Here is a 24,714-nt window from a genome sequence, read left to right as displayed (position 1 = left end):
GCTCCTTACTGGTCAAGGCGATATCGGATCAGACGCAGGGGGACCGTCATCGCGGGCTCCCACGCATGGCGTCGGGCCGGGGGCGGCGGCAGGGCGCCGGGTCAGGCCGAGGACGAGTCCGGCCAGGGGGAGCGTCGCGAGCACGGCGAGGGCCACCGGCGCCGGCACGATGCCCGACAGCCCCGCGACAGCGGCCGGACCGATCCCGCCCCCCAGGGCGTTCATGAAGTTGAGCAGGCCCTGCGCGGTGTCGCGGTCGCCCGCGGCGACCAGGTCCGGCGCGAGGCTCACCAGTACGGCCGTGGTGCCGGCGAACCCGCACACGGTCAACGCCGTGCCGACGACGATGGGGACCGGGCCGGCGAAGACCGCCACCACGAGCACGCCGACGACGGTGAGGGCCGCGAGCCCTGCCGACACCTGCCAGCCGGTGAACCGGTCGGTCAAGGTGCCGACCAGCCGCCCGGTCAGCACCGAGCAGGCGGCGGCCGGGACCAGGAGCACGCCGGCTTCCAGGGGGCCACCGCCCGTGGCCTGCTCGATCAGGGCCGGGGCGCGGAACAGCACCCCGTAGTAGCCGGCGAAGACGGTCCCGCCGATGAGCCCGGCGGCCAGGAAGCCGTGGGAGGCGATCACCCGCCGAGGCACGAACCCGTCGGGCGTGCCGCGCACGCGCCACCACAGGCCGACGGCGGCGAGCGTCCCGGCTCCGGCCACGACGAGCGTGACCGGAGCGGACAGGCCGACCGAGTGTGCCTGCAGCAGCGTGATCAGGGAGCCGGCGAGTACCGACAGCACGGCCGCGCCGACGATGTCGAGTCGCCCGGTCGAGCCGTTTCGCCCGCCGCTGCCGCTCCGCGCCAGCGCGCGCCTGCTCGGCCATGCGACCAGCAGGAGGGGCAGCGCGAGGACCGGGATCGCGAGCACGGCACGCCACCCGAGCCATGCGGTCACCGCTCCGCCCAGCAGCGTCCCGCACCCCGACGCCGTCGCACCGGCGGCCGCGATGATTCCCAGGGCGCGGATCCGTTGCCGCCCGGGAAGGGCGGCGGCCGCGGCGAAGACGGCGATCACGGTCGCGCCCGCCCCGGCGCCGCCGATCAGTCGGCCGATGATCACGACGGACAGTGTCGGCCCGGCTCCGGCGAGCACGGAACCCGCGGCGAGCCCCACGACCCCGGCGACGAGTACCTGGAAGGGGCTCCAGCGGACCAGCAGCCGACCCGCGACCGGCATCGCGAGCGCGGAGGTCAGCGACCACGCGGCGAGAATCCACGCGGTGGCACCGAACGGCACCGCGAGTGCGTGGCCGATGGCCGGCAGGGCGACCGACGGCGCTCCCAGTGCCACGTACATCGGCAGCACCAGCATCCCCAGAGTCAGCCCCAGCCGACGCCCGTCCGGGGCGTCGGTTCGCTCCGGTACGGGGTCCGGTATCGGGTCCCTTCCAGAGGGGACCGTCTGCGGCGTCGTCCCCTGCCGGGCATGTTGTGACATGCTAAAGCTCCTTTGGGTGTCACATTACGGAGCGGTGAGGAGATACGTCAAATGCAGGATGCGTATTACAGCCCATCGGTGGTCCAGACGGCCGTCGACCTGGCCAACACCTTGCGGCCGGTCAAGGGAGAGGACGCGCTCGAGACCGTGGAGCAGCTCCGGGACTTCCTTGCAGACCATCCCGCGGCTGAGCCTCCCGGTTCGGCCGCGAGCCCAGGGACCGGTCCGCGCCCTCTCACCCGCGCCGACCTGGCGGAAGTCCGCGCGTTGCGCGAGACGCTGCGGACGGTGCTCGAACGGGCGAACGCGGACGCGGACGAAGCCGCGGCTCTGATCAACGACGGACTGCGGCGCAGCCGCGCCACCCCGGTACTGCGGTACGAGGACGACCGCTGGTGGACCGAGGTGACCTCCGACACCGACCGCCGCTCGGCACACCTTGCCGCGACTGCGCTCAGCGCACTGGCCTCCGTGATCGCCACGCTCGGTCCCGCTCGTCTCGGCGTATGCGCGGGGCCGACCTGCCGGGCCACGTTCGTGGACCTCTCGCGCAACGGTTCGAAGCAGTACTGCACCCGAACCTGCGCGCACCGGGCCAGCGTCGCCGCCTACCGGAGTCGGCGCAGCCCGCGTTGAGCGCCGGCATCTGGCCCTGCCGCCGGGCCGGCTCCGGGGTTCCGTCCGAGCCGGCCGTCACCGCAAGGTCTCCGTTCCGGCCGTCCAGGACGCAGCGCGAGCCTGGTGTCAGTCCGCCGAGGCGTGTGTTCTCCGCGCGTATCCCGAGCCGGACCGACTCCCGATATGGCTCGTCACCCCGCACTCCCCCGTGTCACCAGCCCCGTGACCGGGTCACGCCCCGTCAAGCAGTACGTTCCGCCCGCCGGGTCCCGCATGACGAGCCAGTTCGCGCCGTGGGACGCGAAGGTCGCGCCCTGGCTCTCGTGCCAGGTCCGGGTCGCGTCCGGGGACGCGCAGGCCAGGTCGATGTGGGCACCGGGGGGTCCCGGCACGGCCAGGCGCTGGAGCAGGACACGGATCGGCAGGTCCGCGGGCGGACGCAGCACGTGGAACTCGGGGTGCAGGCCCGCCGTGGACTCCCAGCCCGTGAGCGCCGTCCAGAAGGCGACCTCGTCGTCGAACGCGTCCGGGGCCACGTCCAGGCACACCTGGTCCAGGCGGCTGACCGTCCCGTCGGGCGCGGCGACGGGTGCCGGGCGGGACCGCTCGCCACCCCGGAGGACCAGGCAGAACGGCAGGCCGCCGGGGGAACGCAGCACTTCGAGGCCTTCCTCGGAGAAGACCCAGGTCGCGCCGAGCGCGCGGGCGCAGGCCGCCGCCACGGCGACGTCGTCCACCACGAGGTCGAGGTGCGCGCCGCCCGGCCCGTCCACCGCCTGCGCCTTCAGGCACGGGTCGGCGGATCCGCCGGGCAGCAGCGTCACGAACTCACCGAACGGTCCGCGCGGGGCGGACAGCCGCGTGCCGGTGACCGCCGTCCAGAAGGCACACGCCTCCTCGAAGCGGTCCCGCGGCCGGTCGACGAAGGCGTACGCCCAATGGATCACGGCTCAGCTCGTCGCGTCCGCGAGGGCCAGCTCATGGAGGCGGTCGGGCGGGCCAGGCCGGGCGTAGTACCAGCCCTGTGCCGTGTCGCAGCCGAGCTCGCGCAGCTGGTCCGCCTGCGCACCCGTCTCGACGCCCTCGACCGTGACCGCGAGGTCCAGGCTGTGGGCGAGCGCGACGATGCCCTCGACGATCTTCAGGTCGACGGGGTCGGCCGGGAAGTGCTGCATGCCCTGGGTGAACGAGCGGTCGAGCTTGAGCACGCTCACCGGCAGCCTGCGCAGGTTGGCGAGGTTGGAGTAGCCGGTGCCGAAGTCGTCGAGCGCGATGTCCACGCCCATCTCGGCGAGCCTGCGCAGCGGCTTGAGCAGGTCGTCGTCGGCTCCTATCAGCGCGGACTCGGTGACCTCCAGGCAGAGCGCGCCGGGCTCCAGGCCCTCGCGCTCCAGGATGTCGACCGTGTCGGACACCAGGCCCGGGTGGGTGAGTTGCATGGGCGAGAGGTTCACGTTGACGCGCAGTGGCCCCGCGTCGGTGTGCCGTGCCTCCCACAGGCGCGCCTGGCGTACGGACTCCTCGAGGACCCAGCGGCCGAGCGGCACGATCAGGCCGGTGTGCTCGGCGAGCGGAATGAACCGGTCCGGGCCGATGACGCCGTGCTGCGGGTGCAGCCACCGCACCAGTGCCTCGGCGCCGCGCACACTGCCGTCGCCGAGGTGCACGAGCGGCTGGTACTCGATGAAGAACTCGCCGCGCTCCAGGGCCGCGGGCAGCGCCGTGGTCAGACCGTGCCGGGTGATGGCGCGGGCGTCCGCCTCGGGGTCGGCGAGCTCGTAGCGGTTGCCGCCCGCGGACTTGGCGCGGTACATCGTGATGTCGGCGCTGCGCAGCACCTCGGCGGCGCCGCGCTCCCCCGCCGGTCCTTCCACGATGCCGATGCTGCCGCGCACGGTCAGTTCGCGGCCGTCGACGCGGATCGGGGAGGCGAGGACGTTCATGATGCGTCCCGCGAGCTCGTCCACCTCGGTCTCGGTGTCGGGTCCTGTGGTGAGCGCCACGAACTCGTCGCCGCCGAGCCGGGCCACCATCTCGCCGGGTGCGGTCGCACAGGACTGCAGCCGGTCGGCGACCTCGACGAGCAGCCGGTCGCCGGCCGCGTGCCCGAGGCTGTCGTTGACGGTCTTGAAGCCGTCCAGGTCGAGGTAGCACAGCCCGAACCGGGCGCCCGCGCCCGCCGCGAGGGCCTTCTCCAGGCGCTCGAAGAACAGGGTGCGGTTGGGCAGTCCGGTGAGCGCGTCGTGCGTGGCCTCGTAGCGCAGGCGGAGGTTGAGCAGCCGGCGCTCGGTGGTGTCCTCCATCAGCGCCAGTTGGTACTGCGGGATCCCGTCCGCGTCGCGCAGCAGCGAGACGGTCAGATTGGTCCACAGGACCGTGCCGTCGGGGCGGTAGAAGGCCTTCTCCACCCGGTAGTGCTCGCGCTCGCCGCGCACCAGCTCCTCGTACAGCTTCCAGACGTGGGGCGAGTCGTCGGGGTGCGTCCACTCCCCGACGTTCCGACCGCGCAGCTGGTGTTCCAGGCCGCCGAACATGCGGATCAGCGCGTCGTTGACCTCGAGGACCGTGCCGTCGAGGTCGGCGATGCCGATGCCGATCGCGGCGCCGTGGAAGACGGCCCGGAAGCGTGCCTCGCTGGCGTGCAGGGCCTCGGCGACGGCGCTGCGCGCGCTGAGGGCGGCCCGCGAGATCGCCTCCTGCTCGACGAGGGTGCGTTCCCGCAGCGCCTGCGCGAAGCCGGCGGCCATGGCGTGCTGGATGCGCGCGGAACGGGCCCGCAGCTCTTCCCGCGGGCCTTCACCGCCGCAGTACAGGACGAGGTAGGCATCCACGCAGTCGAGCGTGCGGCTGAGCGCCTCGGGGTCCGTGCAGTGCGTGCCGATGAGCGCGGCGCCGACGGCCTGGCTCTCCGCCGAGTCGAAGACCCGCTCGCGGAGCGCGTCGTTCAACCGTCGGGCCAGCGGCACCAATTGCTGTTCGAATTCGGGACGGGTCAGCGAGGTGGCCGTCACGGGGAAGATCGCACGGCTCCAGATGGTGGCGAACCGGCGAAGTCTTCCTTCGGGTCCGTCCTGCTCGCCGCTCAACGCTTGTGTCCCACGCCAGCGAATCCCGAGAAGGAGTACGGATCCTCCTCCTCGGGCGCGGTGTCGGGCCGCCAGTGCGGCATCGGCACCAGGCCGGGTTCCACCATGTCGTACCCCTCGAAGAACCGCGCGATCTCCTCGCGCGAGCGCATGATCAGTGGATTGCGGATGTCCTTGTATACACCGACCGTCCGGCCGGCCTGCTCGGGGGGAACCGGAATCCCTTCGTACGAGGCGTGGCTGACGACGACGAGGCTGCCGGGCGCGAGTGCGTCCCGCAGTTCCGCCACCGCCGCGTAAGGATCGTACGCGTCCTCGACGAAGTGCAGGACGGCGACGAGGAGAAGAGCCACGGGGCGGCCCGTGTCCAGGACCGCGGCGACCTCCGAACTGCCCAGAATGTCCCGGGGTTTGCGCAGGTCACCGGCGACGGCCGCGGTGCGCTCCGTGCCCTCGAGAACCGCTCGACTGTGGGCCACGGCGACCGGATCGTGATCGACGTACACGACACGGGCCTCGGGGCTGGCCTGCTGCGCCACCTCGTGGACGTTGCCGAAGGTCGGGATCCCCGAGCCGATGTCGAGGAACTGGGTGACCCCCCGTTCGACCGCGTGGCGCACCGCGCGCCGCATGAAGGCACGGTTCGCCTGCATGACCTTCGGGAGTCCCGGCATGAACTCCATCGCCTTGCGGGCCGCCTCCCGGTCCACCTCGAAGTTGTGCGAGCCGCCCAGGTAGTAGTCGTAGATCCGGGACACGCTGGGCATCGAGATGTCGATGCCGGGCGGTGCCCAGGCGGGACGCTCCATCAAGACTCCAAGGCGTAGGGGGTGGCGCGGGCGATCCGGTGTTCGAGGGTGAGGCTACTGATCGTCCGCCAAGGGAGCGAGTCAAAACGGAAATTGGCCGTCCGTTCTCGGTCACTGCCTTTGGCAAGTGCCCTATCCCACACCGCCGACCGGCCCGCCCCCTCCCCGTGGTATGGGAGGAGACGGGCCGGTCTGTCCCCGCGTCGCCGTCACTTCTTGGAGCCGCTTGAGGGTTCCTGGAACCGCCTGCGGCTGTAGGGCGCCATGCGCCGGGGCGGCCATGAGCCACGGGGCCTACTTGGGGGCGCCCACCGGCTTCCCCTGAGGGCTCGCGGCGTACCAAGTTCCCCCCACGCCCTGTCCGTTCGTGTCGCCGGGCTTCTTGTCGCCGGAGAAGGTGTACATGGGCCAGCAGTCGATGGTCTGCTGCTTGTTGCCGTCGGGTCGGTCGAAGACCACGAAGCCCTTCTTGAGGATGCCCTGGGTGTCGTTCTTGCCGACCGGCGCCACCACGGGCCACTTGTCCAGGCAGGCGCCGGTGCACGCCGACTTCATCGGCCAGGCGGAGTCCTTCGTGAAGCGGTAGACGGTCATGCCGTTCTTGTCGACGACGATCTCGCCGAGCTTCGGGTCCTTGCGGGTCGACAGGCCCGCGGAGGCGACGGGGGCGGCGCCGGCCGCGGCGGGTGCGGCCTTCTTGCCGTCGGGGGCCGCCGCGTACCAAGTGCCGCCCACGCCCTGCCCCTTGGCGTCGCCGGGCTTGGCATCCTGGGCATACCGGTACATCGGCCAGCCGTCGACGGTCAGTTGCTTGGTCCCGTCGGCGGTGGTGACCTCGCCGAGCAGGGACTCGTCGACACCCGGCGCGGCCTTCGCGCCGTCGGCGGCGACGGCGGGCCAGGCCTTCAGACAAGCCGCGTCGCAGTTCGACTCGGGCGGCTGGGCGGTGTCCTTGTCGAACCGGTAGAGGGTGAACCCGGCACTGTCGGTGACGACCTTGCCGAGCTTCTTGCTGTCCCACACCGCGAGTTGGCCCGCGGGCTTCGCCTTGGCGCCCGCACCCTTGTCGGCGGCGTCGGAGTCCGTTCCGTAGCCGTCGTCCGCGCCGTAGTCGTCGCTCTTGGCGGGCGCCTCGTTGCCCACGCTCTGACCGTTCGGGGACTGGTCGCCCTTGTCCTGACCGCACGCCGTCGTCAGCGCCAGCAGGGCCGCAGCTGTCGCCACGAGCGAGGCGCTCCGCCAGGCCCGGGGGGAACCCCCACTTGGATGAAGCATTCCTGACTCCCACTGTCCGCAGAGGTGTTGTGGCGCCTGTTTGCGTCACACATGGCCCTAGGTACGGGGCGCGGCAGCCGCCCCGTTCAACCGCGCGGCAAGATTCTTTGCGGGGGAAGGGACCCGGCAGGAGCGGGGTGCGCGCCGCCAAACCCCGGCCGGGAGCGCTTCCTTCCTTCGGGTCATTCCGGGGCTTCTCCGGCGTGCCGGGCGTGCGAGCGGCCCATGATCCCCGTCGTGCACAGAACTTCTCGGGTCATGTCGCCCCTAGTCACACGTGTGTTGGCGCTCGTCGCCCTGGCCCTGCTGCTCGGCGCCTCTTCGGCGGTCGGCGCGGCCTCCGCCGACGACTGCGCGTACGCCTCGATCTCGCAGAACGGTGGTGCGTCGAGCGGCGACACCGTGGCCGTCTCGGGTGACGGCGTCGACTGCCACGCCGGGCCCACACACCGTCCGAAGCCACCCCCTCCTCCGCCCAAACCACCGCCACCACCTCCGCCTCCGCCCCCTCCTCCGCCGAAGCCGCCCGCCCCCGAACCGCCCCCACCGCCGCCGGCTCCCGCACCGCCCGAGCCGACCGTCCAGCCCAGTGCGCCGCCTCCGCCGCCACCCCCCGAGCCCGTCGTCAAGGCTGCGCCCAAGCCCGCGCCCAAGCCGAAACCTAAACCGAAACCCTCCGCCAGCCCCGAGGTCACACCCGCGCCCGTGGCATATCCGGAGTATCACGCCCCGCCCCGCAAGCAACGGCCGCGCGGAGGCCCGTCCCTCGTCTCGCTCACCCTGCTCATCACGGCACCCGCGGTGCTCGCCGTCGCCGCGCTCCGCCCGCGCTGACCGCCGGAGGTCTCCATGTCGGAATGGCTTGTTCTCACCCTCGCGATGGTGGCCGCTTGCGGTGTTGTGCTCATCGTGACCCTGCTGCGCCACCGAAAGACCGGCGCGGACTACGACGCGTCGGAGACACCGGACGTCATCGAGTACATGACGATGATGATCGGCGTCGTCTACGCCATCGTCCTGGGCCTGGCCATCGCGGGCGTCTGGGAGGCACGGGGCGCCGCGCAGGAACATGTGCGCCTGGAGGCACAGGCGTTGCACGAGGTCTCGGAGCGGGCGCGGATCTACCCGGAGGATGTCAGGGACCGCATTCGCGCCGACGTCCACACCTATGTCAGCCATGTCGTGACCACGGAGTGGGACACGATGAAGTCCAAGGCGGAACTCACCGACCGAGGCGACGATTTGCTGGCCCGGGTGCGGCACGACGTGACCGACTACCAGCCGAAGTCGGACTTCGAGGCGCAGGCGTACCAGCCGCTGGTGGACTCGGTGGCCGCCGCGGACGACGCGCGCAGTGCCCGCGCGGACAGCGTCGGGGCGACGATGCCCGGCGTGGTCTGGTTCGGCCTGATCATCGGCGGTCTCGTCACCATCGGCATGATCTTCGCCCTGCAGATCCGCCGCACCCCGCGCGAACTCATCCTCGCCGGGCTCTTCTCCGCCCTGTTCGCCTTCCTGCTCTTCCTCATCTGGGACCTCGACGCGCCCTACAGCCGTGGCGTCGCGGCGACGGCCGAACCGTTCAAGGCGCTGTTCCCCGGCCTGGGAGGCTGACTGCCCGGGACGGGGCAGTTCCCCGAGGCCGGGCGCGCCGCCCCCGGCCAATGGCCGTCGGGGCGCGGAGGGCCGTCACTCCTCCGCGCCCCGACGGCCGTACCGCGGCCTCAACGGGGTGGTCCTCCACGGCCTCCAGGCAGGCCGCCCGCAGCACGGGACGCCGCGTTGGCCGTGAACCCCGCTGCGCGACGCCGCCGTACGGCGCACTCTGGTGCCATGGCCTGGCAATCACCGATCGTCGTCCACCCGCCCACCGCCGACGGCGGGCGGCGGATCACCGTGCGCGGACAGGACGCCGGCGTCGCACACGGCGACCGGGACCTGGTGGAGCTGTTGCGGGGCGCGGGGATCGGCGAGGCCGACATCGCGCTGGACGACCCACACCTCGTCGAGTGGCGGGGCGCGCCACACGGATGGCCGAACGGCTGAGGACGCCCGGCGCGGGCCCAGCGCCCTCTTATCGCCCGATTTGCCAGTTTTGCGCCGATTGCTATCGTTTTGGGTGAGCGGGCAGATGGTGCGTTCAAGTCCACCCAGCTCCACTGCGCGGGGCTGTAGCTCAAGGCAGAGCGGCCCGCTCACCTACCTCCACCGGGGGCCGGCCTGCTGGCCGGCCCCCGGTCCGTGTCACAGGGAACCGAACGGAACGGGGACGCACGTGGAGCGGGTGCCGATGGCCGGGGGGCCACTGGACTGGTCGCTGGTCGACGGGGCGGTGCCGCTCGTCGTACAGATCCTCGGCTGCGTGGCGCTCGCCCTGCTGCTCTTCTCCCGCGACCGGCGCTGGTGGACCCGGCTGCTCCCGCTCGCGGTGGTCCTGGCCGCGCTCCTGACCCTGCTGGTCAAGCTCACCGTCGACGACTGGTGGCAGCCCTTCCCCGACAAGCTCCCCGGCGATGTCGTGGTGTGGATCGGGGTGGCCGTCCTCGGGGTGTGCCTGGCCCTGTTCCGGATGCCGACGCTGCGTTGGCGCGGGCGTGCGGGCGCCCTGCTCTCGGGCGCGCTCGTCGTGGTGCTCGGCCTCAGCGAGGTCAACATCCACTACGACAACTACCCGACCGTACGCACCATGCTCGGCCCGCAGGACACCGTCAGCCTCAAGGACGCCACGGGGAGGAAAGAGCCGACCCTCGACGTGCCGGAGGGCAAGGCGCTGTCCCAGGTGTGGAAGGCGCCGGCCGGGCTGCCCGCCAAGGGCACCGTCTCGACCGCCTCGATCCCGGGCACGAAATCGGGGTTCAAGGCCCGCGACGCGTACGTCTACCTGCCTCCGGCCTACCGCGCCTCACCCCGGCCGCTGCTTCCCGTGCTCGTCCTGATGGCGGGCCAGCCCGGCGCCCCGCAGGACTGGATCACCTCCGGTCAGCTGCCGGACATGATGGACGACTTCGCCGCCGGGCACGACGGGCTCGCGCCCATCGTCCTGGTGGTCGACCCGCTGGGTTCCTCCTTCGACAATCCGCTGTGCATGGACTCCAAGCTCGGCAAGGTGCAGACGTATCTCGCCGACGACGTCCCGGCCTGGGCGGCCGGCCACCTCCAGGCGGCCGGGGGCCGGGCGCACTGGGCGGTCTCCGGGCTCTCCAACGGCGGCACCTGCGCCCTGCAGCTGGCGGTCAATGCGCCAGGCCGATACGGCGCGTTCGTCGACATCTCGGGGCAGGACGAGCCGACGCTCGGCGACCGCAAGAAGACCGTGGACGCGGCGTTCGGCGGGGACGAGGCCGCGTTCGAGAAGGTCAACCCGGTGGACGTGATGGCACGGAAGAAGTTCCCCGACACCGCGGGCGTGTTCGTCGCGGGGACCGACGACTCGACGTACCGTCCGCAGGCGCTCAAGGTGTACGCGGCCGCACAGAAGGCAGGGATGCAGGCCGAGCTCGTCCAGCTCCCGGGCGGGCACAGCTGGCAGGTGTGGCGTCCCGGCCTGGCGAAGCAGCTGCCGTGGCTGGCGTCGCACATCGGCCTGACACCCTGACGCCCCAACGCCCCCGGCCCCTCCGCCACGCGCCCCGGCGGCCTCCCGCGCCCTGACACACCATCGGGTGCCGACCGGGGCGCCACGCCGCCTCGTTCCCCCGACCGGCCCACACGATTGCCCCGTTCGCGCGACACGGATCGCGGCACCGCACGACCGTACCTAGCGTTTCGGGCATCGAGGTGCATTTCAGGCGTCAGCGGAAGAAGCTCCGCAGCTGCTCCTCGGGGACCCGGGAGGATCCACCATGCACGCGATACGCGTCGCCTCGGCCGCTCTGCTCACCGCTTCCGCCCTCACCCTCGCCGCCCCGTCGGCATCGGCGCTCGCCCCCGCCGACGAGAACGTGACCGCCTTCGGGTTCAGCGTCTCCCCCACGACCATCGCCGCGGGCGGCCAGGTCACCCTGAACGTCGACGGCTGCGACGGCGAGACCAAGGTGACCTCCGGCGTCTTCGAGGACACCACCATCCCCAAGGGCCAGAAGTCCGCCACGGCCCAGGTGTTCTGGGACGCGAAGCCGGGCGCGATGTACGAGGTGACGTTCACCTGCAACGGCAGTGACCCCGGCAGCGACAAGACCGACCTGACCATCGCCACCGGACGCCCCGACAACAACACCCACCACCCCGAGCACCACAAGGGCGTGAAGGCCGGCATCGGCGGCAGCCTCGGCGGCCTCGACCTGCACGAGATCGCCCTCGGCAGCGCCCTGATCCTGGGCACCGTCGGCGTGGCGTACCACAAGACGCGGCGCCGCACCGGCGAGGACAACTCCTGAGGCACCCCCGGGCAGCGCTTCGCCCCCGGGACGTCTCCAGATCCCGGGGGCGAGGCGCGCTCACGTGCGGTGCGCGACGGCGTGCCGGGCGCGGGGCGGAAGGGGGCCGCTCCGGTCCCGGCCTGCGGCCTCAGACCCTGTTCTCGGCGTTCTCGGTCCTGCGCCGCATCCAGAAGACCCCGCCGCCCACCAGCGCGGCGGCGACCAGGGCACCGCCGATCGCCATGTCGGTGCTGGTCGCGCCGGAGGTCGTGGCACCGCCGATGCCACCGCGCACACCGCCGTGGATGACGGTGAAGGCCGCGGGGCGGGTCAGCGTCTTGCCGCCGCAGTGGGCCGTGATGTCGTAGGCGCCCGGACGGGCGTGGGAGTGGATGATCGCGGTGGCGCTCGCCGTGGTGCCGCCCGGGATGCCCTGCAGATTCGTGTCGGGGAAGGCGGGCGACGTGACCTTGCTGCCGGACGCCTGGCAGGACGATCCGTCGACGGTGACCGTCAGATGGCCACCCTTCGGGATCACGCTGGGCATCGCCACGATGTTGGTCGGGTCGGCCCACGCGGACGCGGTCGGGGCGGCGAGCCCGACGGCCCCGACGGCCGCCGCGGCGACCGCGAGGGCACGAGTGGTCCGCATACGAGAAGTACGCATGGCAATCCTCCGCGGAAGACGCCCCGGGGATACCGTCCCCGGTCGATCGGCGAGAGCGCCTCCCAGACTGACCCTCAGATGCGGTGCGCGGCCCCGCATTTCGGCGATCGGCCGTCCTGGTGAGACGACACGCCGAAGCGCGTCCGCGCAACCCGACATCGCCGCAGGTCACGGACCGTCAGAAATTTCCTGCCCGGCGCGACTCGGATGGCGCACCCCGATCCCGGCGCCACCCGTTCGCTTCCGCCCTTTCGCACGCCGCGCGCCCCGCGCTTAGCGTGCTGTTACGCGCAACGGACGTGGCTCCCGTGCCGCGTTGAGAGGGGATAGAGAATGCCTTCGTCCCATCCGGCCGACGAATTCGAATTCCAGGAGATGCAGGAGGAGGAGAAGCAGAAGAAGCGCGCCCCGTGGGGTGTGATGGCGCTTGTCCTGCTGACCGGCCTCGCACTGATCCGAAATGGTTCCGGTGAATTCGACGTCGGTCCGCCGCAGCCCGCTTCCGCCGCGGCCGCGGACCGGGCACCCCGTGCGGGCGAGGGCGCCCCCGCGCCGCTGACGTTTTCGCCCGCCGAGCGCGTGCGCATCAAGGGGATCCAGGTGGACGCCCCGATCATGCAGGTGGGACTGGACTCGGAGGGCTGGGTGGACGCGCCGCCGCCCGACGACCCGAACCTCGCGGGCTGGTTCACCGGCGCCGTGTCGCCCGGCGAGAAGGGCACGGCCGTGGTCGTCGGCCACGTGGACAATCAGCAGGGCCCCGCCGTCTTCTACGGCCTCGGTTCCCTGAAGAAGGGTAATCACGTCGAGATCAGGCGGAAGGACAAGAAGACGGCGATTTTCCAGATCTACGGAATTGAAGTTTTCGAGAAAGATGGCTTCCCGGGCAAGCGTGTGTACGGCAACGATGGAACTCCTGAATTGCGTGTCATCACCTGCGGCGGCGGATTCTCGAAGCAGTCCGGATACGACGGGAACGTCGTCGTCTTCGCCCGCCTGGTCGCCGTGCGCTGACACGGGACCAGGCGGTGGGGTGAACGGGGGCGCGCCTCAGGACATGTAGCGGCTCGGCAGCGTGATGCGGTAGCCGGATTCGAGCAGCTCGGGGAGGTAGCTCCGCAGCGCGGTGACGCTGCCCGAGCGGTCGCCGCCCGCGTCGTGCGAGAGCACCACGACACCGGGCCCCGCGCCCGCGCGCACGCGCCGCACGATGGTCGCCGCGCCGGGTTCGGTCCAGTCGAGGGTGTCGACGGTCCAGGCGAGGGGTTCCATGCCCAGCTCGGCCCCCAGGTGGAAGGCGTGACGGTTCCACGCCCCGTAGGGCGCGCGGAACCAGGAGGGGGGTTCACCGGTCGCGTCCTCGATGACGTCGCAGGTCCGCTCGATCTGCCGGCGCACGGCGTTCTTGTCCAGGCGGGGCAGGAGCGGGTGGTCCCAGGTGTGGTTGCCGATCAGATGCCCGTCGTCGGCCATCTCGCGCAGCAGGTCCTTGTTGTCGACGGCCATCTCCCCGCACACGAAGAACATCGCGCGCACGTCGTGCCGGCGCAGCGTCCGCAGGATGTCCGGGGTGTAGCGGGGGTCGGGCCCGTCGTCGAAGGTCAGCACCATCGAGCGGTCGCGCCCCGGCATGCGCAGGATCGGCTCCTTGCGCACGCGGGGCAGGGCCCGTGCCGCGCGCTGGGGGCTGCCCGCCATGGGCTGCAGGCGGTACGCGGAGGGCTTGAAGGCGCGTGCGGCCTGCGGGCCCCCGGCGGCGGGCGCGCCCGCGGTGCCGGCGGGGCCGGGGACGGAAGGGCTCTCCGTGCCCGCACAGCCCGCGGTCGCGCCCAGACCGAGCACCGCGGCGGCGCGGAGCAGGACGCGACGCCCTGGAGTCAGCTGATCATCTTTCATGACTAATCCGTCGCATGGCCGAAGGCCCACGCGGCACATCAACGCCGGGACGGCCCCCGAAAACACCCGATCAGACGCGGCGGACGAGGGGGAAGGGCAGGGTTTCCCGGATGGTCAGGCCGGTGAGGAACATGACGAGCCGGTCGACGCCGATGCCGAGGCCGCCGGTGGGCGGCATGGCGTACTCCAGGGCGTCGAGGAAGTCCTCGTCGAGCTCCATGGCTTCCGGGTCTCCCCCGGCGGCGAGGAGCGACTGCGCGGTCAGCCGCCGACGCTGCTCCACGGGGTCGGTCAACTCCGAGTACGCGGTGCCCAGTTCGGTACCGAAGGCGACGAGGTCCCAGCGTTCGGCGAGGCGCGGGTCGGTGCGGTGCTGGCGGGTCAGCGGGGAGACGTCGGTCGGGAAGTCCTTGTAGAAGGTGGGCAGCTTCGTCTTCTCCTCGACGAGCCGCTCGTACATTTCCAGGACGACGTCACCGCGCCCGTCGTCCGCCGTGTACGGGACGGCGACCCGGTCGCAGAGCCGGTGCAGCGACTCCAGCGGGGTGTCCGCGTCGACTTCGTCGCCGAGCGCCTCGGAGAGCGCCCCGTAGACGGTCTTCACCGGCCAGGGCCCTGAGATGTCGTGCTCGACGAGCCTGCCGTCGGCATCGGCCTTGCGGGCGACGGGCGAGCCGAAGGCGGCGGTCGCCGCGCCCTGGATGAGTTCGCGGGTGAGGTCGAGCATCACGTCGTAGTCGGCGAAGGCCTGGTAGGCCTCCAGCATCGTGAACTCGGGGTTGTGCTTGTAGGAGACGCCTTCGTTGCGGAAGGTGCGGCCCATCTCGAAGACCTTCTCCATGCCGCCGACGCAGAGCCGCTTCAGGTACAGCTCGGGGGCGATGCGCAGATACAGGTCGAGGTCGTAGGCGTTGATGTGGGTGGTGAAGGGGCGGGCGTTGGCACCGCCGTGGATCTGCTGGAGCATCGGCGTCTCGACCTCTAGGTACCCGCGGTCCAACAAGCCCTGGCGCAGCGCCTGTACGGCGGTGGAGCGGGCCCGCACGACGTCGCGAGCCCCGGGGCTCGCGACGAGGTCGAGGTAGCGGCGCCGGACCTTGGCCTCGGGGTCGGTCAGCCCGCGGCGCTTGTCGGGCAACGGGCGCAGACACTTGCCGGTGAGCCGCCAGTCGGTGACGAAGACGGTGAGCTCGCCCCGGTCGCTGGTGCCTACCGTGCCGGTGGCGGTGATGTGGTCGCCGATGTCGGTGCCGGCGGTGAAGCGGTCCAGGACGTCGGGCCCCGACGTGTCGCGGGTGAGGGCGAGCTGCAGGTCGCCCGACCAGTCGCGCAGGACGGCGAAGACGATGCCGCCGAAATCGCGTACGAGCATGACGCGGCCGGCGACCGTGACCGGCCCGGTCGCCATGTCCCGGGTGACGGAGGCGAGTTCGTGGGTGCGCGGGGCGAGGCCCACCGGGTACGGGTCGACGCCCTGCGCGCGCAGGCGGTCGAGTTTGCGGTGCCGGATGCGGATCTGCTCGGGGAGGTCCGCCGTGGGGTCGGCGTCGGCCGCCTCGCCCTGGCCCGCGAGGCCGAGCGCGGCGATCGGGGGCAGGCCCTCGGTGGTGGCGGGCTGGGTGACGCCCCAGGTCCTGCGTCCCTTGCCCCAGAGCTTGCGCAGCGACGGCACGGAGACGAACCCCTCGGCGATGCCGGACGCCAGGCTGATGCGGGCGAGGGCGCCGCTGTCGCCGTAGCAGATGAAGCGCGGGTACCACTCGGGGTGGTACTTGGCGTTCGAGCGGTAGAGGGCTTCCAGCTGCCACCACTTGGAGAAGAACAGGAGCAGCTTGCGCCACAGCCTCAGCACCGGGCCCGCCCCGATACGGCCGCCCTCCTCGAAGACGGAGCGGAACACCGCGAAGTTCAGGGAGATGCGCCGCACGCCGAACTTGCCCGCCGCGGCGCACAGTTCGGCGACCATGAACTCCATGACGCCGTTCGGCGCGCTGCGGTCCCGGCGCATCAGGTCCAGGGAGATGCCGTCCTTGCCCCATGGGACGAGGGAGAGCAGCGCCCGGAGCTTGCCGTCCTCGTCCAGTGCCTCGACGAGGAGACAGTCGCCGTCCTCGGGGTCGCCGAGGCGGTCCAGGGCCATGGAGAAGCCGCGCTCGGTCTCGGTGTCCCGCCAGGCGTCGGCCTTGTCGATGATCTCCTCCATCTCCCCGTCGCTGAGGGTGGAGTGGCGGCGGATGCGCGTGGTGGCGCCGGTGCGGCGGACGCGGTTGACGGCCTGGCGGGTGACGCGCATGTCGCGGCCATCCAGGTCGAAGTCGGCGACGTGCAGGATCGCCTCGTCGCCGAGTTGCAGCGCGCCGAGTCCCGCGCGGGCGTACGCCGTGGCGCCGTCCTCGGAGGCGCCCATGACGGCGGGCTGCCACGCGTACCGCCGTGCCACGTCGAGCCAGGCGCCGATCGCGTGCGGCCAGGCCTCGCGGTCGCCGACGGGGTCGCCGCTGGCCAGGCAGACGCCCGCCTCGACGCGGTAGGTGACGGCGGCCTTGCCGCTGGGCGAGAAGACGACGGCCTTGTCGCGCCGGGTGGCGAAGTAGCCGAGCGAGTCCTGCGCGCCGTACGCGCCGAGCAGCGCGCGGATGCGGGGCTCCTCGTCGCCGTGCAGCGCCGCCTCCATGCGTTGGGAGCGGAAGAGCGTGGCGGCGGCGTTCAGCAGGGCGAGCGCGCCGAACAGGCCGAGCCAGAAGTAGAGGGCGCGGGGCGGCGAGCCGTCGAAGTAGTCGCCGCCGTGGATCAGCCCGCCGCAGACGCGGTTGGCCGCCCACAGGAGGCGTTCCTGGCGGGGCAGCGTGCCGGGGAACAGTTCGACCAGGCCCCAGCCGACCAGGATCGCGACACCGAGGCCCGCGGCCAGGACCGCGAGGGCCCGCCAGACGGCGCCGCGCCGGGAGTCGGCGGAGAACTGCTTGCGGGCGAGTATCAGCAGGACGAAGGCGACGCCGCAGACGACGAAGGACGGCAGCGAGTCGGCCCAGAAGCCGAGGGCGGCGCCCAGGATGTCGAAGACGAGCAGCAGGCCGAGATAGCTGACGACGAGCCACCAGGCGACCTTCTTGCGGGCGGCCGTGGCGGCGGCCAGCAGGAAGAGGAAGACGGCGTAGGCGAGGTTGGCGCTGACCGGGACGGTGACGAGGTCCAGGGCGCGGATGACGGGCAGGAGCAGGCGCCGCAGCGGGGCGATCACCGCGAGGACCGCGCAGAAGACGCCGAGGGTGCCGAAGAAGGCGGCGAACCCCTCCGGGACGCGTCCGAGGAAGCCGCCCCGGTTGCGTATCTGCCCTCTGGCCTCGGTTTCCTCCGTACTGACAGTCATGGTCACGACTCTAGGAAGGGCCGCGCCACCACGCCCGTCGAGAGCGACGGCAGGGGGACGGGCGGGGTACGGCCGCCTGCCCGGGACACAGGCGGTAGGAGGGCCTCCGCTAATCTCTCGGCGTGAGCGCAGACCAGTCCCAGCAGTTTGAACGCGGCACCGACGGGCCGAAGGTGATCGTCGTCGGAGTCGATGGCTCCGATTCGTCCCTGCGGGCGGCGGCATATGCCGGAGGCATGGCCAGGAGGCAGCGGGCACTGCTCGCCGTCGTCTACGTCCAGCCGGTGATGGCGGCGGGCGCCGCATTCGGCGCCCCGGTCGCGGAGACCACCGACGAGATCGCCGAGGGGCTGATCACGGAGATCCGCGCGGCCACCGAGCGCGTGAAGGACATATTCGATGTCCGGTGGGAGTTCCACACCTTCCGCGGCGACCCGTACACCGGCCTGGTGACCGCCGCCGACGACCTGAAGGCGGACGCCGTCGTCGTCGGCGCGTCCGAGCAGGCGGGCCACCGCATCGTCGGTTCGGTCGCCGTCCGGCTGGTGAAGGCCGGCCGCTGGCCGGTCACCGTGGTCCCGTAACCGGCGACCGTCCCCTCGCACTGCCCTGAATGGCCCCCGTCGCGCCCCGCCTGCGGGCGGCCGGGGTGTGGCGTCTTCCGTCGCGGCCCTGGCTGGGCCATCATGATCCGCCATCGGCCGACTGCCGTCTGCGAAGAGGTGGAGCTCATGTCGGGACTGCGGATGGGGCAGGGCGTACTGCGCCGCAAGCCCATCGAGAACATCCAGGAGACCGAGGGGGGCGGCGGACTCGCCAAGTCCCTCGGGCTCTGGCAGCTCACGGCGATCGGGGTCGGCGGCATCATCGGCGCCGGCATCTTCAGCCTCGCCGGGGCCGTCGCCAACGGCACCGCGGGACCCGCGGTGCTCGTCTCGTTCCTGATCGCGGGGGTCGCGAGCGCGGCCGCCGCCTTCTCCTACGCCGAGTTCGCGGGCATGATCCCGAAGGCGGGATCGGCGTACACCTACGGCTATGTGGTGCTCGGCGAGCTGACCGGCTGGTTCATCGGCTGGGACCTGCTCCTGGAGTACACCGCGATCGTCGCCGTCGTGGCGATCGGCATCTCCGGCTACTTCGGCTTCCTCGTCGAGGAGATGGGTGCCGAGCTGCCGAACTGGATGATGGGCGCACCCGGCACCGGTGACGGCCACAAGGTCGACCTGTTCGCCGCGGTGCTCTGCCTGTTCATCGCCTACCTGCTCACCCTCGGCATCAAGAACGCCGCACGCTTCGAGATGATCGTGGTCGTGCTGAAGGTGATCGTGGTGCTCGTGGTGATCGCGGTCGGCTTCTTCCACATCGAGACCGGCAACTACGACCCGTTCTTCCCCTACGGGGTCAGCGGCGCGTTCACGGGTGCGGCGACCGTCTTCTTCGCCGTGTTCGGCTACGACGCCATGTCGACCGCGGCCGAGGAGTCCAAGGACGCGCAGCGCCACATGCCGAAGGCGATCCTCTACTCCCTGGCGATCTCGATGGTGCTGTACGTCCTCGCGTGCCTGGTCCTGACCGGCATGCAGAGCTACCAGGACGTCGACCCGGAGAGCGGCTTCTCCACGGCCTTCAAGTCCGTGGGGCTCGGCGGTCTCGCGGACGTCATCGCGGTGGGCGCGATCATCGGCATCCTCACCGTGATGTTCACGTTCATGCTGGGCTGCACGCGCGTGTGGTTCTCGATGAGCCGGGACGGCCTCCTGCCCAAGTGGTTCGCCAAGACCCACCCGACGCGGCAGGTGCCGACGCGCGTGACGTGGATCGTCGGGTTCGCGTCGGCCGCCATCGCCGGGTTCCTGCCGATCGGCGAGGCGGCCGAACTGACCAACATCGGCATCCTGTTGGCGTTCGTCGTGGTGTGCATCGCGGTGATCGTGCTGCGCTACAAGCGGCCGGAGCTGCCGCGCACGTTCCGCTGCCCCGGGATGCCGGTGGTGCCCGCGCTGGGCGTGGTCTTCTCCATCTGGCTGATCACGTTCCTGCAGTGGCAGACCTGGGTGCGGTTCGCCGTCTGGTTCCTGATCGGCCTCGGCGTCTACTTCGGGTACTCCTACCGGAAGTCGGAGCTCGCCAAGGCCGACCGGGGCACGGGGGCCTGACGTCCGTCAGGAGCTCTGCTCGATCGACTTCTGGAACTCGCGGGCCATCTGCTCCAGGCCCTTGTTCTTCCACTCGGCCCAGAACGGCCGCCACTCGCTGAGCTTCTTGCGCCCGCTGACGATGTCGTTGACCAGGTCGGTCGCCTCGGTGGACATGCGCCCGTAGTGCTGGGTGTACGCGTCCGAGTAGTGGCCGACCGTCGGGTTGCGCACCGCGGTCTCCAGGAGCTTCTGCTCGGCGGCGTAGACGTCCTTGACGTCCTGGGCCCGCTCCGTGCCCGGGAACGTCGACGCGATGAGGGCGAAGGGCGACGTCGTCACCGTCTGCAGTCCGCTGGAGAGGCCCTCGACCTGCTGCTTGCCCTGCTTGGTGCGGTCGGGGAAACCGTTCTTGTCGTACGTGAAGTCGTCGCCCTCGGTGCCGTACTCCAGGAACTCGCGCTCCTTGCTGCCGAACGGCGCTGCCAGGTAGTCCAGGACGCGCAGCAGCATCCGCACCCGCTTCTCGTCGCCCTTCTTGATGGCGGTGTAGCCGATGGTGCCCAGGTGGTAGTGGTGGTTGGGCTTCTTGCCGCCGGCGCCGAACGGGATCAGGATCTCCGCGGCGACGCCCGGGTCCTGGACGCGGATGTCCCTGCGCGCGTTGAAGGGGTTGGCGTGCACGGTGGCGCCGATCGTGCCCTGCGCCATCTTGATGTACGCGTCGGCCATCTTGGGGTTGCCCGGGTAGAAGACGCCCGCCTTCTTCAGCTTCAGGACGAAGTTCAGAGTCTCCTCGTACTCGTCGGTGTCCTGGAACCAGGTGAGCGAACCGTCCTTGTTCTGGCGCCACTTGTTCGGTGCGCCGAAACACTGGCTCAGTACGCTGGCGGCGTTGACGTAGATGGGCTCAAGGGCCCAGACCTTGCCACCGGTGACCTCCTTGCACTTGGCGAGGAACTCCTCGGGACCGGCGGAGCGGATGCCGTCGGCCTTGTCCCAGACCCGCGGGTTGCCCGCGTAGACCTGGCCGAGTGCCGGGTAGGGTACGGGAGCGCCCCAGATCTTGCCGTTGACGACCGCCGTCTTCCAGTGCGCCGGGGTCATCGCGGCCAGGTTCGGGTACGTCTTCACCGCGTCGCCCGACACGTACTCCGTGATGTCCGCGCACTTGGCCTCCAAGAGCTCCGCGACGTGCTGGATGCCCTGGTTGGGCGGTATCCACAGCAGGTCGGGCAGGTCGCCGCCGGCGATCGTCGCGGAGAACTTCTCCTCGTAGCCGGGGTCGGTGCCGAGGATCGCGGTGAGGTCGACGCCGAGTTCCTTGTTGAGCCTCTTCCAGTACGCGTTGGAGCCCTTGGGCGTCGGCGGCTGCGTCCAGATCTCCGTGAGCATGGTGATCTCCGAGCCGTCGCCGGGGGTCTTCGCGACGCTGCGGACCAGGTCCTTGGGGTAGGAGAGGAAGCCCGCCGAGAGGCCCTTCGCGTTCGGCGCGAGATCGGGCTTGATCTTGTTGAAGGGGACGTGCGAAGGCAGCTTCACCTTCGACGACGCCGCCTCACCCGTCTTCTTGGCGGACGAGCCGCAGCCGGTCAGGGAGGTGACGGCCGCACCCGCGGCGACGGCGGTGGAGAGGCTGAGGAAGCTGCGTCGGGACATGCCAGGCATGGGGAATCTCCGCAAAAGAGGTCGTGTGATGAGGAACGTGCGGCGCGGGGTCAGCCCTTGATGGCGCCGGTGAGCACGCCCTTGGTGAAGTACTTCTGCAGGAAGGGGAAGAGCGCGAGGATCGGCAGCAGCGCGATCATGACCACGGCCATGGACAGGGACTGCTGCGGCGGCATGTGGGCGATGCCGAGCTGGTCGCTCGTCATGGACTTGTTCTGGACGACGTAGGTGCGCAGGACCAGCTGGATGGGCCACTTGCCGGAGTCGTTGAGGTACAGCATCGCGTTGAAGAAGGCGTTCCAGTACGTCACCGCGTAGAAGAGCCCGACGACGGCGACGACGCCCTTGGAGAGCGGGAGCACGATGCGGGTGAGGATCCGCCAGTCCCCCGCGCCGTCGATGCGGGCCGCCTGGTAGAGCTCGTCGGGGATGTTCATGAAGAACGCCCGCAGGACGACGAGGTTGAAGGCGTTGATCAGCACCGGCAGGATCAACGACCAGTAGGAGTCGAGGAGTCCGAGCTCCTTGACGACGACGTACATCGGGACCATGCCCGGCGCGAAAAGCAGCGTGAACAGGACCAGGAGCAGGATCGGCTTGCTGCCCGGCACCCCGCGCTTGCTCAGGGCGTACGCGAGGGCGATCGTCGTCAGGAGCGAGAGGGCCGTGCCGACCACGGTGATCAGGACGCTCACGATCACCGCGCGGGAGACGATACCGCCGGACAGGATCGTGCGGTACGCCTCCAGGGTCGGCTCGCTGGGGAAGAGGACGAAGCCGCCGGACTCGGTGATCTCCTTGCGGGAGGCGAGGCTCGTGGAGAGCACCGTGAGGAAGGGCAGGATCATCACGCCGCAGATCACCGTGATGACGACGGCCTTGGCGGCCGAGCCGATCTTCGTCGGCGGCTCCTCCCAGGCGGGTCGCTCCTCGCGGTGCCGCGGGGTGCGCAGGGGGAATCCGAAGCTGCTCATTTGCTGTACACCCCGTGCTCTCCGAAGGCATGGGCGACCCTGTTGGCGCCCCAGATCATCAAGGCCCCGATGACGCCCTTGACCAGGCCGGCCGCGGCGCCGACGCCCCAGTCGCCGTAGACGACACCGTGGTAGTAGATGTACGTGTCGAGGACTTCCGCGGCGCGGGCGCCGACCGCGTCGCGCTGCAGCAGGAACTGCTCGAAGCCGACGGAGAGCACGTCGCCGAGGCGGAGGACGAGCAGCATGATCGTGACGCCGCGCACGGCGGGCAGCGTGACGTGCCACATGCGGCGCCAGCGTCCGGCGCCGTCGACGGCCGCCGACTCGTACAGGCTCTGGTCGACGCCGGCGAGCGCCGCCAGGTAGATGATCATTCCCCAGCCGATGTCCTTCCAGATCACCTGTCCCGTGATCAGCAGCGGGAAGGTGCTGGGGTCGCTCATGACGTCGAGCGCCGACATGCCGTGGTCGCGGAGGTAGTTGCTGAACAGTCCCGCGCCGCCGAGGACTTGCTGGAAGAGCGCGACGACCAGGACCCACGAGATGAAGTGCGGCAGGTACACGATGCTCTGCACGAACTTCTTGACGCGCGGGCTGACCAGGCTGTTGATGAGCAGCGCCAGGGCGAGCGGGGCCGGGAAGAAGAAGATGAGCTGGAGGGCCGCGAAGGCGAGGGTGTTGCGGACCGACTCCCAGAACGCCGGATCGGCGAACAGTTCCTGGAAGTTGGCGAGGCCGACCAGCGGGCTGTCCTTGAAGCCGATGAAGGGCTGGTAGTCCTGGAAGGCGATGATGTTGCCCAGCATCGGCACGTAGAAGAACCCGATGAAGAACAGCACGCCCGGGGTCATGAGGGCGAGCATCACCCAGTTGTTGCGCAGCCGGACTCGCAGTGGCGCGCGCATGCGCAGCTTCGCACCGGGGTCCCCCGAGGGGGGCTTCGACGTCGACTTCGACACGGACGCGGGCGGTGACGCGGCCTGTGGCCTGCGTCGCGTTGCAGGGGATGTCACTCGTTCTCCCTGGCCTGGCGGCACGACGGAATGGGGGCACCGACAGCGGGCATCTCGGGGCGTCCTCGGAAGGACTTAGTTAAGAAGCCAACTTGCCGAAAGTGAGCCACATCATGGAAGGGCCGCTCGCGCCCGTCAACCACTTGTGAGAGTTAAGGGGTTGGACTTTTCTGCGCGGCGCGGTCGGTCTGCTCCATCTGTTCCAAGTGGTCCAGTGCGAGACGGGCTGCCCCGATTGCGGTCGATTCCTCACCCAGGACGGAGGTGCGGATCTCGGGCGCGTACGGGCAGCGTTCGGCCAGGCGCCGGGCGAACGGCTCGCTCAGCAGGAGGCCCGCCCGGGAGATGCCGCCGCCGAGCACGACCGCGCGCGGATCGAGCACGGCGACATGTCGGGTGAGGCTGTCGGCGAGGCACTCGGCGAAGGCGCGCAGGGTGTAGCGGGCCCCGCCGTCGCCCGCGGCCGCGGCGGTGACGACGGCGCGTGCCGCGTTCTCCCTGGTGGGCCGCTCGGCGCCCTGGTGCCCTGCGAACCAGTCGAGAAGCCGCTGGTAGGAGAGTTCCCAGCCGTCCCCGGCGACCATCTCGCCGGCCGCCCCGTGGTGGCCGCGGTGCAGTTCGCCGCGGAGCCACAGGCCGATGCCGAGGCGGTTGCCGACGTACAGGTAGACGCAGTCGCGCACGTCGACGGAGACTCCGCCGGTGCACTCGGCCAGGGTCGCCAGCTGGATGTCGTTGCCGACGACCACGGGGCCGCGGGCGGCGCCGGTGAGTTCCCTGGCGAGGTCGAGGCCGCTCCACCCGGGCAGCGAGTCGCTCACCGCCACCCGCCCCGCGGTGTCGACCATGCCGCTGGTGCCGACGCCGGTGGCGAGCGGGCGCACCCCGGCGGCCTCCGGCGCCGCGAGGCAGCCGGTGATGGCGGAGCGCACGGCGTCGAGCCGTTCGGCCGCGGGGAGTTCGGGGGTGACGGCGACGCGCCGGGTGGCAACCGTGCGGCCGAGCAGGTCGGCGGCGATCACCAGGACCTTGTGCGCGCCGATGTCCACCCCGATGACGTGTCCGGCCTCGGCGCGGAACCGGAATCTGCGGGCCGGCCTGCCGACCCCGCCGCCGCTGCCCGAGGGCAGCTCCACCAGGCGCCCTTGGCGCAGGAGTTGGGCCGTCAGGTCCTGGGCCGTCGGCTTCGAGACGCCGATCAGCGCGGCGAGCTCGGGCGCGGTGATCTCGTCGCGCTCGCGCAGCACGCGCAGGGCGGCCGCCGCGTTGAGCCGCCGCAGCAGTGACGGATCGCCACTCAACGGGTCGCCACTCATGGGTCCCTCCCCCTTGACAGCAAGATCGG

The 24,714-nt window shown here is 71.0% G+C and carries 21 protein-coding genes; 9 read left to right on the top strand and 12 right to left on the bottom strand.

Annotated elements, in window-relative coordinates:
• Positions 1–12: 12 nt before the first annotated feature.
• The gene (locus ACZ592_RS36645) at positions 13–1,497 is read right to left on the bottom strand and encodes an MFS transporter (protein WP_471586061.1); all 1,485 of its coding nucleotides are present in this window, start codon (positions 1,495–1,497) and stop codon (positions 13–15) included.
• Between the two features lie 51 nt (positions 1,498–1,548).
• Here ACZ592_RS36645 and ACZ592_RS36640 point away from each other — a divergent pair, with 51 nt between their 5' ends.
• A complete protein-coding gene (locus ACZ592_RS36640; protein WP_471586060.1) occupies positions 1,549–2,133 on the top strand; it encodes a CGNR zinc finger domain-containing protein in 585 nt (194 codons plus the stop codon).
• A gap of 173 nt (positions 2,134–2,306) precedes the next feature.
• On the opposite strand, the gene ACZ592_RS36635 is transcribed toward ACZ592_RS36640, so the two are convergent.
• The 4 genes from ACZ592_RS36635 to ACZ592_RS36620 form a co-directional block, all read right to left on the bottom strand.
• Positions 2,307–3,062: a VOC family protein gene (locus ACZ592_RS36635; protein WP_471586059.1), complete on the bottom strand. Its 756-nt coding sequence runs from the start codon at positions 3,060–3,062 to the stop codon at positions 2,307–2,309.
• Positions 3,063–3,065: 3 nt separating this feature from the next.
• Positions 3,066–5,201 (bottom strand): putative bifunctional diguanylate cyclase/phosphodiesterase, encoded by a 2,136-nt coding sequence (locus ACZ592_RS36630; RefSeq protein ID WP_471586058.1) that lies wholly within the window; start codon positions 5,199–5,201, stop codon positions 3,066–3,068.
• Entirely contained in the window at positions 5,198–6,010 is an 813-nt protein-coding gene (locus tag ACZ592_RS36625) for an SAM-dependent methyltransferase (RefSeq protein ID WP_471586057.1), read from the bottom strand. The genes ACZ592_RS36630 and ACZ592_RS36625 overlap by 4 nt, the downstream gene beginning before the upstream one ends.
• A 294-nt stretch (positions 6,011–6,304) precedes the next feature.
• The gene (locus ACZ592_RS36620; RefSeq protein WP_471586056.1) at positions 6,305–7,285 is read right to left on the bottom strand and encodes an SCO0930 family lipoprotein; all 981 of its coding nucleotides are present in this window, start codon (positions 7,283–7,285) and stop codon (positions 6,305–6,307) included.
• 705 nt (positions 7,286–7,990) lie between these two features.
• On the opposite strand from ACZ592_RS36620, the gene ACZ592_RS36615 reads away from it, so the two are divergent.
• From ACZ592_RS36615 to ACZ592_RS36595, 5 genes are all read left to right on the top strand, one after another.
• The gene (locus ACZ592_RS36615) at positions 7,991–8,119 is read left to right on the top strand and encodes a hypothetical protein (RefSeq protein ID WP_471586055.1); all 129 of its coding nucleotides are present in this window, start codon (positions 7,991–7,993) and stop codon (positions 8,117–8,119) included.
• 15 nt (positions 8,120–8,134) lie between these two features.
• The gene (locus ACZ592_RS36610; RefSeq protein ID WP_471586054.1) at positions 8,135–8,899 is read left to right on the top strand and encodes a bestrophin-like domain; all 765 of its coding nucleotides are present in this window, start codon (positions 8,135–8,137) and stop codon (positions 8,897–8,899) included.
• Positions 8,900–9,118: 219 nt separating this feature from the next.
• On the top strand, positions 9,119–9,331 hold the full coding sequence (locus ACZ592_RS36605) for a hypothetical protein (protein WP_471586053.1): 213 nt from the start codon (positions 9,119–9,121) through the stop codon (positions 9,329–9,331).
• A gap of 244 nt (positions 9,332–9,575) precedes the next feature.
• Positions 9,576–10,880 carry an alpha/beta hydrolase gene (locus ACZ592_RS36600; protein WP_471586052.1) on the top strand — a complete coding sequence of 435 codons (1,305 nt, stop codon included), beginning with the start codon at positions 9,576–9,578 and terminating at the stop codon, positions 10,878–10,880.
• A gap of 247 nt (positions 10,881–11,127) precedes the next feature.
• A complete protein-coding gene (locus ACZ592_RS36595) occupies positions 11,128–11,661 on the top strand; it encodes a hypothetical protein (RefSeq protein WP_471586051.1) in 534 nt (177 codons plus the stop codon).
• A 130-nt stretch (positions 11,662–11,791) separates the two neighbouring features.
• Here the strand turns inward: ACZ592_RS36595 and ACZ592_RS36590 are convergent, their stop codons facing one another.
• Positions 11,792–12,295, bottom strand: a complete 504-nt coding sequence (locus ACZ592_RS36590) for a hypothetical protein (protein ID WP_471586050.1) — start codon at positions 12,293–12,295, stop codon at positions 11,792–11,794.
• A gap of 348 nt (positions 12,296–12,643) precedes the next feature.
• Here ACZ592_RS36590 and ACZ592_RS36585 point away from each other — a divergent pair, with 348 nt between their 5' ends.
• Positions 12,644–13,324, top strand: coding sequence for a class F sortase (locus ACZ592_RS36585; protein ID WP_471586049.1), 681 nt, complete (start codon positions 12,644–12,646; stop codon positions 13,322–13,324).
• A 36-nt stretch (positions 13,325–13,360) separates the two neighbouring features.
• On the opposite strand, the gene ACZ592_RS36580 is transcribed toward ACZ592_RS36585, so the two are convergent.
• Both ACZ592_RS36580 and lysX read right to left on the bottom strand, forming a co-directional pair.
• Positions 13,361–14,206, bottom strand: a complete 846-nt coding sequence (locus ACZ592_RS36580) for a polysaccharide deacetylase family protein (RefSeq protein WP_471586048.1) — start codon at positions 14,204–14,206, stop codon at positions 13,361–13,363.
• Between the two features lie 70 nt (positions 14,207–14,276).
• Positions 14,277–17,576, bottom strand: a complete 3,300-nt coding sequence (lysX, locus tag ACZ592_RS36575) for a bifunctional lysylphosphatidylglycerol synthetase/lysine--tRNA ligase LysX (RefSeq protein ID WP_471586047.1) — start codon at positions 17,574–17,576, stop codon at positions 14,277–14,279.
• Positions 17,577–17,698: 122 nt separating this feature from the next.
• Here lysX and ACZ592_RS36570 point away from each other — a divergent pair, with 122 nt between their 5' ends.
• On the top strand, positions 17,699–18,160 hold the full coding sequence (locus ACZ592_RS36570; RefSeq protein ID WP_471586046.1) for a universal stress protein: 462 nt from the start codon (positions 17,699–17,701) through the stop codon (positions 18,158–18,160).
• 147 nt (positions 18,161–18,307) lie between these two features.
• Positions 18,308–19,732: an amino acid permease gene (locus ACZ592_RS36565; protein WP_471586045.1), complete on the top strand. Its 1,425-nt coding sequence runs from the start codon at positions 18,308–18,310 to the stop codon at positions 19,730–19,732.
• Positions 19,733–19,738: 6 nt separating this feature from the next.
• Here ACZ592_RS36565 and ACZ592_RS36560 read toward each other — a convergent pair whose 3' ends face one another.
• The 4 genes from ACZ592_RS36560 to ACZ592_RS36545 all read right to left on the bottom strand — a co-directional run bounded on the left by ACZ592_RS36560 (position 19,739) and on the right by ACZ592_RS36545 (position 24,685).
• Positions 19,739–21,370 (bottom strand): extracellular solute-binding protein, encoded by a 1,632-nt coding sequence (locus tag ACZ592_RS36560; protein ID WP_471586044.1) that lies wholly within the window; start codon positions 21,368–21,370, stop codon positions 19,739–19,741.
• Positions 21,371–21,429: 59 nt separating this feature from the next.
• On the bottom strand, positions 21,430–22,353 hold the full coding sequence (locus ACZ592_RS36555; protein ID WP_471586043.1) for a carbohydrate ABC transporter permease: 924 nt from the start codon (positions 22,351–22,353) through the stop codon (positions 21,430–21,432).
• Positions 22,350–23,261, bottom strand: coding sequence for an ABC transporter permease (locus tag ACZ592_RS36550; RefSeq protein WP_471586042.1), 912 nt, complete (start codon positions 23,259–23,261; stop codon positions 22,350–22,352). Before ACZ592_RS36550 ends, ACZ592_RS36555 begins: the two co-directional genes overlap by 4 nt.
• A gap of 260 nt (positions 23,262–23,521) precedes the next feature.
• Positions 23,522–24,685, bottom strand: a complete 1,164-nt coding sequence (locus ACZ592_RS36545) for an ROK family protein (RefSeq protein WP_471586041.1) — start codon at positions 24,683–24,685, stop codon at positions 23,522–23,524.
• Positions 24,686–24,714: the final 29 nt, after the last annotated feature.

The sequence above is a fragment of the Streptomyces sp. NPDC040622 genome, assembly GCF_055593965.1.
The sequence above is the reverse complement of the archived record's forward strand: the minus strand, read 5'-3'. Positions and strand labels throughout refer to the sequence as shown.